This is a genomic window from Pantoea phytostimulans (assembly GCF_046118715.1).
GTDB classification, from domain to species: Bacteria; Pseudomonadota; Gammaproteobacteria; order Enterobacterales; family Enterobacteriaceae; genus Pantoea; species Pantoea phytostimulans.
In genome coordinates, this window is sequence record NZ_CP173698.1 from 818,304 (window position 1) to 831,388 (window position 13,085).

Genomic DNA, 13,085 nt, shown 5'->3' on the forward strand with positions numbered 1-13,085 from the left:
AATATGTGTTCTTCCAGCCAATGGCAAATCCCTGAACCCGCAGACCAGGGCGGTGCTGCGGGCAATATGCGCCGGATTCCATGTTTAGTCTAAGATCCAGGTCGCGGTATCGTTAGTGCGACAGGCTTTACTTGCGCCGCCAACAGCAACGCAGACTTGTTTTGTCTTACGTGGACGCGGACGATCGCTACGTACGGTCGCCTCATAACGGCTGCTTTCCACGCCTGATTTCAATGGGACATAGCCAATCATTGGGCCGTCGGCTTCGTCGGCGATGGCAAGCCAGTTGTTTTCCACGCTGCCTAACACTTCAAAAGGTTTACCACTTTCCAGATAACGCACCACTTTGCCGCCGTAATCTGGGGTGGTCATCACAGATGCGCTATATAAAGCGCGCCAGGTTTGATTAACTGGCTCAAATTCCTTCGGTGCTAACACGGCGTGTCGATGTACCAATTTAACGTTGTTAACGACGCTGGTGACCAACGTATCATCGGTGACAGGGGGCGGCGGAGCCTTACAACCAGCCAAAGCCAACACTGCCAACAGCGTTAACGCGAAACTCTTTTTCACCATGTTCGTCGTGATCCCATCAAAGTATCTGCATATTGCCCGGCATCATGCAGTTGTTCGCCGAGGCTGGCTTTGCGCCGTGATTAAAATTGCCGGTTAAAAAAACGGCCAACTTACATTGAGGTAGTGCCGCCCTCAGTCTACCTAAGACTTTTGAGAATTCAAACCATTGCGCACCTCATCGATGCGTGTTAACGCGGGGGCCTTTAGGTAAACGAAGGCGCAAAAAAAACGCTGTAGTTTGTGATAGTTAAATCGAATTAAATGATTAACGTCATAAAGGAAGCAATGATAGTGGAACCTATCCTGTCACGCACCGCTTATCTTGGAAACTATTAAGTTTTTCTAATTACTTGTTAACAGAAATCTTAACGTCTTTCACTTAATTTTCTCATCAAAATCAGAATTTCCGGGGTAACGGCGATCTCACTCTTTTAATAAAGCGGCATGGCTTTTGCTTGAATTGAACTTTACGCGATGAGGGTTGGGCGATGACGGATGCGCTGAAGTACCTGCAAGCATCATGTGAAAGTGATATTGCCAGCCTGCAACGCTTGCTGCGTACCGGCGAGTTACTGGCTGCTGTGAGCGAATTAGTACATCAACTGCAGCGAGAACGTGGCGCAAGTAATATCTGGATCTGCTCACAGGGAAAACTGTTCGCGCAAGAGCGGCGGGCGCGCGAGCAGGATGTGATTCAGTGCCAGCACGCTTTTTACCAGGTTTTACCGCCTGCGCTGGCGCAACCGGGTTACAGCCGGATGTTTATGCTGATTGCGGCGACTTTACAGGCGTTAAACGATCTCCCGACGCTTCGCCTTCAACTTTCTGATCAGCAATTGAGTCACGCGCAGGCGATGTCCGCGTTTAATCACATTATTCGCAGCTTATTAAATCTGGTGTTTGAAGCCGCTGACACCGCCAGCCATCCCGAAATTTCACGCGCGTTGATCGCATTGTTCAGTTTTATGCAGGGAAAAGAGCTGGCGGGCCAGGAGCGTGCAACCGGTTCGGCAGGATTCACCGTAGGGCAATTTAGCGCGGAGCAGCGTCGCTGCATGGTGGCGCTGATTGACGCGCAAGAGCAGAGTTTCGCAACCTTCAGCCAGTTTGCAGATGTCGACGCGCTGGCTTGCTGGCAACCGCTGGCGCAGGCCAGCCGTGAAATCGAGCGTTTACGGCGCATCGCCTGCACCGGCGGTCAAAGCGAAGAGACGGGTGCGCTGAACTGGTTTTCGCTGCTGTCGGTTCGTATCGATCACATGAAACGCATAGAAGATCATTTATCGGCAACGTTAATGACGCGCTGCCGTGAAGCTATTGCCGTCGCAAAATTACAGGCGGAAGCCCCACTCAAGGTGGCGCAAGGTGACAGCAGTTTTGCCCTGTATGTTTCCGGCGCTGACTGGCTCAATGGCGAAGCCGCAACCCTGAACAGCGATGGATTAGCGCCGCAGTTAGGACGTTCGGTATTGTCAATGATTGGCGAACAGGCTCAGCGTTTACGCAATCAGGCTGAGGAACTGGCTTCAATGCGTGCCACGCTGGATGAGCGAAAAATTATCGATCAGGCCAAAAGCTGGTTGATGCAGCAGCACGGTTACAGTGAAGAGTCTGCGTGGCAGGCGCTGCGTAAAAGCGCCATGAATCAAAACAAACGCATCCTGGACATCGCTAATGCCGTGCTGGCTGTGGCGGCCACGTTAAAGGGGTAACTCAAAGGAGGTAGTTGCACAAAGCCTGTGCGTAGAGTGCGTCAGCAGGGTGCAAATTTGTGTGATTTTCCATCAGTTGTGATGGAAAAGCCTTGCCAGCTGGCTTTCAACACATTGGCACAGGCTTTGCTTTACCTTACAGACAATGCGCATTTGTTTCGCCAACGGCGGTGAAGCGAGTGCTTTGGATAAAGGCGTCCATCCGCGTGCTACGGCATGTCGGAGGACGCCTTTTTTTATTTCATTTTTTCAGGTGCCAATGATGAGCAAAACGCCTTTTTCACTCTCACGCCGTCAGTTGTTATTGGCTGGAGCCGCAGTAGGTGGCAGCTATTTATTGCCAGGTTTGCATCATGCCGCCTGGGCGGCGGGATCGGATGCACCCGAAAAAACCACGGTGCGCGTCGGTTTTATTCCACTCACCGACTGTGCGCCGGTCGTTATGGCATCGTTGAAAGGTTTCGATAAGAAATATGGCATTACGCTGCAGGTCAGCAAAGAAGCCAGCTGGGCTGCGGTGCGCGACAAGCTCACATCGGGTGAACTGGATGCCGCGCATGTGCTTTACGGCATGCTTTATGGCCTGCAACTGGGTGTCGCAGGACCGCAGCACGACATGGCTAACCTGATGACACTCAACAACAACGGTCAGGCGATAACCCTCTCTAACCAGTTGAAAGCGCAAAACGTAACGGATGCCGCCAGCCTGAAAAAAGCCATCGATGCTAAAGCCAAGGGCAGCTACACCTTCGCCCACACGTTTCCCACCAGCACTCACGCCATGTGGCTCTATTACTGGCTGGCGAATGCCGGTATCGACCCATTTGAAGATGTGCGCACCGTTGTCGTGCCGCCACCGCAAATGGTGATGAACATGAAGATTGGCAACATGAGCGGCTACTGCGTCGGTGAACCCTGGAACCAGCGTGCCATCAGCGACAACATTGGTTTTACCGCCGTGACCAGCCAGCAGATCTGGCCAGATCACCCGGAAAAAGTGCTTGGAACACGTGCGCAATGGGTCACTGAAAATCCGAATACCGCTCGCGCGCTAACCGCGGCCGTGCTGGAAGCGGCTCGCTGGATCGACGCTTCAGACGATAACCGCCGTGAAACCGTCAAGGCGTTGGCGGGGCGCGCATGGATCAACACCAAAGTCGAGACGCTGGAAGGCCGGATGCTTGGCCACTACGAAAACGGTTTGGGACAAACCTGGCAAGATGCTCACGCCATGCGTTTCTTCCACGATGGCAGCGTCAACTTCCCCTATTTATCAGACGGCATGTGGTTCCTGACGCAGATGAAGCGTTGGGGCCTGGTGAAAACTGATCCCGATTATCTGGCCGTGACACGCCAAATCAACCGCATAGATATCTACAAGCAGGCCGCCAGCGCGGTCGGTAACGTCACGCTGCCCGCCAGCGAGATGCGCAGCAGTACTTTCATTGACGGCAAAGTGTGGGATGGAACCGATCCTGCCGCTTACGCCGCCAGCTTTGCCATCAAACGTTAACAGAGGTTGTCATGAAAACTGAAGCTCGCGCCCTGGCGCAACCTGCGAAAACAGAGAGTAGCGCAACCATTATTCCGCTACAGATTGCCCCTAAAGCGGCGGCTAAACCGGCCCGTCTGCGTCCACTGCTAGAGCGTGTCATCCCTGCGTTGAGCGGTATGCTGCTGCTGGGTTTGGTGTGGCAAATCGCCGCCTTGTCGAGCCAGGGTTTTCCCACGCCGTATGCAACCTGGCAAGCGGCACAAACGCTGTTCGCCGATCCGTTCTATAACAACGGCCCGAACGATCAGGGTATCGGCTGGAACGTGCTCGCGTCACTGCAACGTGTCGCCATTGGCTTTGGGCTGGCTGCGCTGGTGGGCATTCCCGCCGGTTTTCTGCTGGGGCGCTTTACCTTTATGTCACGCATGTTCAATCCAATTATTGCGCTGCTGCGCCCGGTGAGTCCGCTGGCGTGGTTGCCGATTGGCCTGCTGTTATTTCAACGCGCTGAACCCGCTTCCAGCTGGACCATTTTTATCTGCTCTATTTGGCCAATGATCCTCAACACCGCCGAAGGTGTGCAGCGTATTCCGCAGGATTACCTCAACGTTGCACGGGTTTTGCAACTCTCCGAATGGACGGTGATGCGTCGCATTTTACTGCCTGCGGTGTTACCGGCGGTATTAACCGGCGTGCGCCTGTCTATTGGTATCGCCTGGCTGGTGATTGTCGCCGCTGAAATGCTAACCGGCGGCCTGGGCATCGGTTTCTGGATCTGGAATGAGTGGAACAACCTCAACGTGGAAAACATCCTGATCGCCATCCTGATTATCGGTGTGGTTGGGTTGCTGCTGGAGCAGGGCCTGATGCTGCTGGTCCGTCGTTTTAGCTGGGAAAAATAAGGGGATCGCCATGCAACATATCATTCGCGTACAGCAGGTCAGCCAGCGCTTTAACACATCTGGCGGCGATTTCCTCGCGCTCGATAACGTCAGTTTTGACATCCGCGAAGGAGAAACCTTGAGCCTGATCGGCCATTCCGGCTGTGGCAAATCTACCTTGTTGAATTTGATCGCTGGGCTAACGCGCCCCAGCAGCGGCGTGTTGTTGTGTGATAACCGTGAAATCACCGGTCCCGGCCCAGAGCGTGCGGTGGTATTCCAAAACCATTCCTTGCTGCCGTGGTTAACCACCTACCAAAACGTCGAGCTGGCGGTAAAGCAGGTATTCAAAGGCAAGATGAGCAAAGCGGAAATCAGCGACTGGATCGAGCACAACCTCAATCGCGTGCAGATGAGCCATGCGATGCACAAACGTCCGGGCGAAATCTCTGGCGGCATGAAACAGCGTGTAGGCATTGCACGCGCCTTAGCGATGAAGCCGCGCGTGTTGCTGCTTGATGAACCTTTTGGCGCGCTGGATGCATTAACCCGCGCCCATTTGCAGGACAGCGTGATGCGCATCCAGCAAGAGTTGAATACCACCATTGTACTGATCACCCACGACGTAGATGAAGCGGTGCTGCTGTCGGATCGCGTGCTGATGATGACCAACGGACCTGCGGCGCACGTGGGCGATATGCTCGATATCGACTTGCCGCGTCCGCGTTCACGCGTCGCGCTGGCTGACGAGCCGCGTTATCACCAACTGCGCCAGAAGATCCTGCACTTCCTCTACGAAAAACAGACCACCGCGGCGTGAGGATCGCACCATGAAGCAACAGCTGCTGGTAATTGGCAACGGAATGGCGGGCATGCGCATGGTAGAGACCCTGCTGGCACTGGCCCCGCAGCGTTACGCCATCACCGTGATTGGTCGTGAACCGCTGGGCAATTACAACCGCGTGCTGCTGTCTCCGGTGCTGGCGGGTGAAAAAGCGTTTGCCGACACGCTGATCCACGATCGTGACTGGTATGTCGAGAATGGCGTTCAGCTGCTGGCGGGTGAAACGGTTGAGCGCGTCGATCTGGCAACCCGCTGTGTGCAGACCGATCAACGTCAGCTGCACTGGGATCGACTGGTATTTGCTAGCGGTTCGCAGCCGCGGATGCCGGTGATTCCTGGTATCGATCATCCTAAAGTCAGCGGCTTTCGCAGCCTGCGAGATGTTGAAAAATTACTCAGCGCATCTGGCCCGGTCGTGGTGTTAGGCGGCGGTTTTCTCGGTATTGAAGCCGCCGCAGCGCTGAAAGCGCAAGGCCGTGACGTGACGCTGGTGCATCACAAACCCTGGCTGTTGGATCGCCAGCTGGATGCCAAAGCGGGGGAATTGCTGCTCGCCCAACTGCGCCGTCGCGGTATTCGCTGCGAACTCAACAGCGGCGTAACTGAAGTCACTGCACAGGGCGCGGTTCTGACTAACGGCAGCGTCGTCATGGCGGAGCAAGTGGTGATCGCCATCGGTGTGCAACCGGAAAGTGCCTTGGCGCAGGCGGCGGGTGTGCCTTGTCAACGCGGCATCTGCGTTGATCGTCAGTTGCGCAGCACAATTCCCAATGTTTACGCCGTCGGTGAATGCTGCGAGATAGCCGGAGAGACCTTTGGCCTGGTCGCGCCTTGTCTGGCGCAGGCTGAAGTATTAGGCGCGCAGCTGGCCGACGCGCCACGCGCCGATTTTTACCACGAAAAGAGCGGCACACGCCTGAAGGTCAGCGGCATTTCTCTGTTCAGCGCGGGCGACATTCGAGAAGCGCCGTCGCTGACCAGTTTTGATCCGCTTTCTGGCCACTATCGCCGTCTTTTTCTCAAGCACGGACGGCTCAACGGCGTGCTGTTGTTTGGCGACAGCCAGCAGGGCGCATCGCTGTTAACCCGTCTAAACGCTGCCGAGCAGATCAGTCTGAACACGCTGTTTGGCCTTGATGAACCTGAAACGCAGCCGCAGGCTGCAGGAAGCTTTGTGATGAATAAACCGACATTAGCTGTGCTGGGTCACGGCATGGTCAGCCATCATTTTTTGGAACAGCTGGTCGCACGTGAACTGCATCAGCACTATCACGTGGTGGTCTATGGCGAAGAGCCGCGCATGGCTTACGATCGCGTGCATCTTTCAGCGTATTTTACCGGTAAAAGCGCGGAAGAATTGTCGCTGGTGAGCGATAACTTTTTTGAGCAGTACGGCATTGAGCTGCGTCGCGGTTGTCAGGTCGTTGCGATTGATCGCCAGCAGCGCAGCGTGCGTGACAGCGCCGGAAACGAACTGGCGTGGGATAAGTTAGTGCTGGCAACCGGATCGCGTGCCTTCGTGCCGCCAGTGCCGGGCCACGATGGCGATCGCTGCTTTGTTTATCGCACACTGGACGATCTCGATGCGATTGCGGCCTGCGCCAAAAACAGCACACGCGGTGTGGTGATTGGCGGCGGACTGCTGGGCCTTGAAGCGGCGAATGCCCTGAAACAGTTAGGCCTGGAAACGCACGTCGTGGAGTTCGCGCCGCGCCTGATGGCGGTTCAGCTCGATGAGGGCGGCGCATTGATGCTGCGTCAGAAAATTGACGCGCTGGGCGTCACCGTGCACACCTCGAAGCAAACTGAAACGATTGAAAAGCAAGAAGATGGCAGCGTACTGTTGCGCTTTGCTGACGGGGGCGAACTGCCCACCGATCTGGTGCTGTTTTCAGCGGGCATACGTCCGCGTGATGAGTTGGCGCGTGATGCCGATCTGGTGCTCGGCCCGCGTGGCGGCATTGAGATCAACGATCACTGCCAAACCAGCGATGACGATATTTTTGCTATCGGCGAATGTGCATTATGGAACGGGCAGATTTTCGGCTTAGTTGCGCCAGGCTATCAAATGGCGCGCGTGCTGGCAGGACATCTGGCCGCCGAAGCCAGCGCTTTTAGCGGTGCCGATATGAGCACTAAACTCAAGCTGTTGGGCGTGGAAGTGGCCTCGTTTGGTGATGCGCACGCGCGTACTGTGGGCAGTCAAACCTATCACTGGACCGATGGCCCTAAAGGCGTCTACAAAAAAATCGTGGTGTCAGCAGACGGCAAACTGCTGCTTGGCGGCGTGTTGGTAGGCGACAGCGAAGACTATTCATCGCTGCTACAGATGATGCTGAATCAACTGCCGTTACCGGCTTCGCCAGCAACGCTGATCTTACCTGCACTGGCTGGTACACCGAGTAAAGCGTTGGGTGTGGCAGCATTACCCGACAGCGCTCAGGTCTGTTCCTGTCACAATGTGAGCAAAGGCGATATCTGCTCAGCGGTGCGAGACGGTTGTGGCGAGTTGGCCAGTGTGAAAAGTTGCACCAAAGCAGCAACAGGCTGCGGAGGGTGTTCCGCGCTGGTGAAGCAGGTGATGGAATTCCAGCTGGAAAACCTTGGCGTCGAAGTGAAAAAAGAGGTGTGCGAGCACTTTGCCTATTCACGTCAGGCGCTTTATGACCTGATTCGGGTAGAGAAAATCCAAACCTTTGATGCGTTACTGGCGGCGCATGGTCGCGGTCACGGCTGCGAAGTCTGTAAGCCGTTGGCGGCTTCGCTGCTGGCCTCTTGCTGGAATGATTACCTGTTAAAACCGGCTCATCTGCCCCTGCAAGATACCAACGATCGCTACTTCGGCAACATCCAGAAAGATGGAACTTACTCGGTGGTGCCGCGTGTCGCCGCGGGGGAAATTACGCCACAAGGTCTGATTGCGATTGGACAAGTGGCAGCACGTTACGATCTCTACACCAAAATAACAGGCGGTCAACGTATCGACCTGTTTGGCGCGCGCCTCGATCAGCTGCCCGCAATTTGGGAAGAGCTGCTGATGGCAGGGTTCGAAACCGGTCATGCCTACGGTAAATCGCTGCGTACGGTGAAATCTTGTGTCGGCTCAACATGGTGTCGCTACGGCGTGCAGGATTCCACCGCGTTTGCCATCGCGCTGGAGAACCGCTACAAGGGCCTGCGCGCCCCGCACAAAATCAAAATGGCCGTTTCAGGCTGCACCCGTGAATGCGCCGAAGCGCAGAGCAAAGATATCGGGGTGATCGCCACCGACAAAGGCTGGAACCTGTATGTGTGCGGTAACGGTGGCATGAAACCGCGCCACGCGGACTTATTCGCCAGCGACCTCGATGATGAAACCTTGCTGCGCTACGTTGACCGTATCCTGATGTTTTATGTGCGTACCGCCGACCGTTTACAGCGCACCAGCGTGTGGATGGACAACATGGAAGGTGGCCTCGACTACCTGCGTGACGTGATCATTGAAGACAGCCTCGGCATTGGCGCCATGCTGGAGCAAGAGATGCAGCACGTGGTGGAAAGCTACCAGTGCGAATGGCAAACCACGCTGCAAGATCCGTCACGCCGCGCCTTGTTTACCCCAACGGTGAACAGCAACGAACCCGATGAAACCTTGCGTTATGTGCAAGTACGGGGACAGCGTCAGCCCGCCGCCGCGAACGCGATCCCTGTTATGCATCTGCCCGCTGAACCCTGGAGCAGGGTATGCGATCTCGATTCTCTGCCGTTGCAGGCAGGAATTGGCGCACGCCTTGGCAGCGAGCGCATTGCACTGTTCCGTTTTGGCGATGAACTCTACGCGCTGGAAGATCGTGAGCCAGGCAGCGACGTCAGCGTGCTGTCGCGCGGCATTCTCGGCGACGTGGGTGGCGAACCGGTAGTGATTTCGCCGCTCTACAAGCAGCGCGTGCGGCTGCGTGACGGGCAAAGCCTGGATAATCCGCAGCACCAGCTACGCTGTTGGCCGGTGAAACTGGAAGCGGGACAAATCTGGCTGGCAAACCGACCACTTAATGTCATGGCGAAGGCATCATGAAAACCACCTGTCCTTATTGCGGCGTCGGCTGCGGCGTTAGCGTCACGCCACAGGGCGATGAACAGGCGCAGGTCGCGGGCGATCTCCAACATCCAGCCAATTTTGGTCGGCTGTGTGTAAAAGGGGCCGCGCTGGGTGAAACCCTGAAAAAGGACGGGAGACTGCTTTATCCACAGGTCAATCAACAACGCGTGAGCATGGACGCGGCGCTGGAGGCCACAGCGAACGGGCTGCGTGAGATCATTGAACAACATGGCCCGCAGGCGGTGGCATTTTACGGCTCGGGCCAGTTGTTGACAGAAGATTATTACGTCGCCAATAAGCTGATGAAAGGGTTCATCGGGGCCGCCAATATCGATACCAATTCGCGGCTCTGCATGGCATCGGCTGTTGTAGGCTATAAACGCGCGTTCGGTGCCGATGCAGTGCCGTGTTGCTATGAGGATTTTGAACGCGCGGATGTCGTGATCCTGGTAGGATCAAACGCAGCATGGGCACATCCGGTTGCGTATCAGCGGCTGGTCAAGGCCAAGCAGCAGCGACCAGAAATGCAGGTGATAGTGATCGATCCACGCCGCACCGCAACCTGCGATCTTGCCGATCTGCATTTGGCATTACGTCCTGGTAGCGACAGCGTTTTGTTTGCCGGTTTGCTGAACTGGTTGGTAGAAAACAACGGTGTAGATACCCGCATGCTCGCGCACTTGGCCGATGTGGAACCGGCGCTGCTCGCGGCGCGCGAATGGGATCTTGCTCGGGTTGCTGCGCACTGCGATCTTGAACCGGAACAGGTTACTGCTTTCTGGCAGCTGTTTACCTCATCGCAACGCGTGCTGACCTTGTGGTGCATGGGCGTTAACCAATCCGTCAGCGGCAGCGACAATAACAACGCCATTATCAATGCACATTTGCTCAGCGGAAAAGTGGGTTTGCCGGGCAGCGGGCCGTTTTCACTTACGGGTCAGCCCAACGCGATGGGGGGCCGTGAAGTGGGGGGATTGGCGAATCAACTCGCGGCCCATATGAATTTTAATGATGCCGATTGCGATCGTTTGCAGCGCTTTTGGCAAAGCCCAACCATAGCGCGTCAGCCTGGTTTGACGGCGGTAAAGCTGTTCGACGCTATTGAGCGGGGTGACGTAAAAGCGGTGTGGATTATGGGCACCAATCCAGCGGTGTCGATGCCAGAAGGCAATCGCATTGCGCAGGCGCTGGCAAAATGTCCGTTGGTGATTGTTTCCGATGTATTAGCGCAAACCGATACCAGCGCCTTCGCTGACATTCTATTGCCCGCGCTGGGGTGGGGTGAAAAAAATGGCACAGTAACCAACTCCGAGCGACGCATCTCCCGTCAGCGTGCGTTTGCAGCTGCGCCCGGTGATGCCAAACCCGATTGGTGGCTACTGGCGCAAGTGGCGCAGCGTTTGGGTTTCGCCGCCGCCTTTGGCTGGACCCATCCGGCGCAGATCTTCCGAGAACACGCTGCACTTTCCGGCTTTGAAAACCACGGACAGCGCGCCTTTGATATCAGCGGGCTGGCGCAGTTAAGTGACGACGGCTGGGATAAATTGCGCCCGATTCAATGGCCGGTTAATGCACAGCATCCTGATGGTTGCGCACGTTTATTCAGCGATCGTCGCTTCTTTCATCCTGACGGGAAGGCGCGTTTGCTGCCGTTTGCAGAGACTAAAACAGTCACTGTTAATAGAGATTATCCGCTGTTAATGAACACCGGTCGCGTGCGCGATCAATGGCATACCATGACGCGTACCGGGGCAGTGCCGCGTCTGATGCAACACTGCGATGAGCCTTTTGTCGCGCTGCATCCTCAAGATGCCATTGCGTATGGCTTACCTGCAGGAACATTGGCGCGCGTGCAATCGGTTCACGGCTGGATCACTGCACGCGTTACCCACGACAGCGGACTTCGACGCGGCGAACTTTTCGTGCCGATGCACTGGAACCGTCAGTTCAGCCAGCAAAGCAATGTAGACATGTTGGTAGCCGCGCTCTGCTGCCCAGCATCGGGGCAACCCGCCTTAAAGCAGACGGCGGTGCGTATTCAACCGCTGCGCGCAGATTGGCAAGGTTGGCTATGGCAACGCAGCGATCAAGCGCCGAAAAATCTTCGCTATTGGGCGCGTGCGCCACAACAGGGCGCGCAGCGTTTTGTATTGGGCGGAGAAGGTTCTGCATCAAACTGGCTCGCTTCACACTCGGATTTGACTTCAATGCAGTTGCAGGTTGCCGAAGGCGGCCAGGATTATCGGCTACTGGCGTGGCGCAACGGTGCGTTACAGCTGGCGTTTTATGCCGCTTCTCGCTTACCGCACCTCGATCACGCTTTCATTACTGCGGCTTTTCAGGCTGCGCCAACGCGTGCCATCGATCGTCATTCGCTACTGGCGGGGCAAGCTGCGCAAGGTGACGTGGCGGGCCGCATTATTTGCAGCTGCTTTAGCGTAGGCGAACAAACCATTTTAAATGCGGTGGCCCAAGGCTGCCGTAGCACACAGGCGCTGGGCGCCAAACTCAAGTGCGGAACAAATTGTGGCTCCTGCATCCCGGAGCTAAAACAACTGCTGTCATCATGCGTGACGGAGGAATCATGACGCTTGCTATTGATGCATTGGATAAACTGCTGACGCCCAATGGCGAAGCTTCGGAACATGGACGTGTTTGGTTAGTGGGCGCGGGTCCCGGTGATGTTGAGCTGCTCACGGTAAAAGCGTTACGGTTGTTACAACAAGCGGAAGTGGTGGTGTATGACCGATTGGTGAGCGAGGCGGTGATGGCGGAAGTGCCCGACAGCGCCTTGTGTATTGATGTGGGTAAGCGGCCTGGTTATCACGGGTTAAAGCAGTCGCAAATCAATCAGCTGCTGGTGGATTTAGCGCTGAGTGGACGCAACGTGGTGCGGCTAAAAGGCGGCGATCCCTTTATTTTTGGGCGTGGCGGTGAAGAGATGGTGAGCCTGCAACAAGCCGGTATTGTGTGTGAGGTGGTTCCCGGTATCACGGCGGCGGTGGGTTGCGCCGCCGCCAGCGGAATTCCCCTGACGCATCGCGATTGTGCGCAATCGCTGCGACTGATTACCGGACACGGGCGCAGCGGTGAACCGCAACTGAATGATGCATCGTTGGCCGCTGCGAATCAGACGTTAGTGTTTTATATGGGATTGAGCTGGAGTGCCTCAATCAGTGTGCAGCTGTTGGCTCAAGGGCGCGATGCGGATACGCCAGTAGCCATCATCGAAAATGGGACGCGACCCGAGCAGCGCGTGTTGATCACGACATTGAAGGCGTTAGCGCAAACGGTTGAAAATGAAAAGCCGGTTTCACCGTCGTTGCTGATGATTGGTGATGTGGTGCGTTATTACCGTGCTGATTTAAAGATTGCTGAAGATGAATCTATAAAACAGGTGTAGATAAATTACTGATATGACTTTATCTGGCGTGCGTGAGTCAGGTAGGGCGCATCCGACGCAGGGCTGCGGCGGATGCGCCTACAGCGAGGTATTGAC

The 13,085-nt window shown here is 55.8% G+C and carries 8 protein-coding genes; 7 read left to right on the forward strand and 1 reads right to left on the reverse strand.

The window, feature by feature from the left end; all coding sequences use genetic code 11:
* Positions 1 to 84: 84 nt before the first annotated feature.
* On the reverse strand, positions 85 to 576 hold the full coding sequence (locus ACF2G4_RS03940; protein WP_243078102.1) for an SH3 domain-containing protein: 492 nt from the start codon (positions 574 to 576) through the stop codon (positions 85 to 87).
* A 488-nt stretch (positions 577 to 1,064) separates the two neighbouring features.
* Here ACF2G4_RS03940 and ACF2G4_RS03945 point away from each other — a divergent pair, with 488 nt between their 5' ends.
* From ACF2G4_RS03945 to cobA, 7 genes are all read left to right on the forward strand, one after another.
* A complete protein-coding gene (locus tag ACF2G4_RS03945; RefSeq protein ID WP_409075546.1) occupies positions 1,065 to 2,288 on the forward strand; it encodes a nitrate- and nitrite sensing domain-containing protein in 1,224 nt (407 codons plus the stop codon).
* Between the two features lie 262 nt (positions 2,289 to 2,550).
* Positions 2,551 to 3,801, forward strand: coding sequence for a CmpA/NrtA family ABC transporter substrate-binding protein (locus ACF2G4_RS03950; RefSeq protein WP_409075940.1), 1,251 nt, complete (start codon positions 2,551 to 2,553; stop codon positions 3,799 to 3,801).
* Between the two features lie 11 nt (positions 3,802 to 3,812).
* Positions 3,813 to 4,685 (forward strand): nitrate ABC transporter permease, encoded by an 873-nt coding sequence (ntrB, locus tag ACF2G4_RS03955; RefSeq protein WP_215846975.1) that lies wholly within the window; start codon positions 3,813 to 3,815, stop codon positions 4,683 to 4,685.
* A gap of 10 nt (positions 4,686 to 4,695) precedes the next feature.
* A complete protein-coding gene (locus ACF2G4_RS03960; protein ID WP_243078099.1) occupies positions 4,696 to 5,484 on the forward strand; it encodes an ABC transporter ATP-binding protein in 789 nt (262 codons plus the stop codon).
* 10 nt (positions 5,485 to 5,494) lie between these two features.
* Positions 5,495 to 9,562, forward strand: a complete 4,068-nt coding sequence (gene nirB, locus ACF2G4_RS03965; RefSeq protein ID WP_409075547.1) for a nitrite reductase large subunit NirB — start codon at positions 5,495 to 5,497, stop codon at positions 9,560 to 9,562.
* Entirely contained in the window at positions 9,559 to 12,174 is a 2,616-nt protein-coding gene (locus ACF2G4_RS03970; RefSeq protein ID WP_409075548.1) for a molybdopterin-dependent oxidoreductase, read from the forward strand. Before nirB ends, ACF2G4_RS03970 begins: the two co-directional genes overlap by 4 nt.
* Positions 12,171 to 12,989, forward strand: coding sequence for a uroporphyrinogen-III C-methyltransferase (cobA, locus tag ACF2G4_RS03975; RefSeq protein ID WP_332627729.1), 819 nt, complete (start codon positions 12,171 to 12,173; stop codon positions 12,987 to 12,989). Before ACF2G4_RS03970 ends, cobA begins: the two co-directional genes overlap by 4 nt.
* The last annotated feature ends 96 nt before the right edge of the window (positions 12,990 to 13,085 follow it).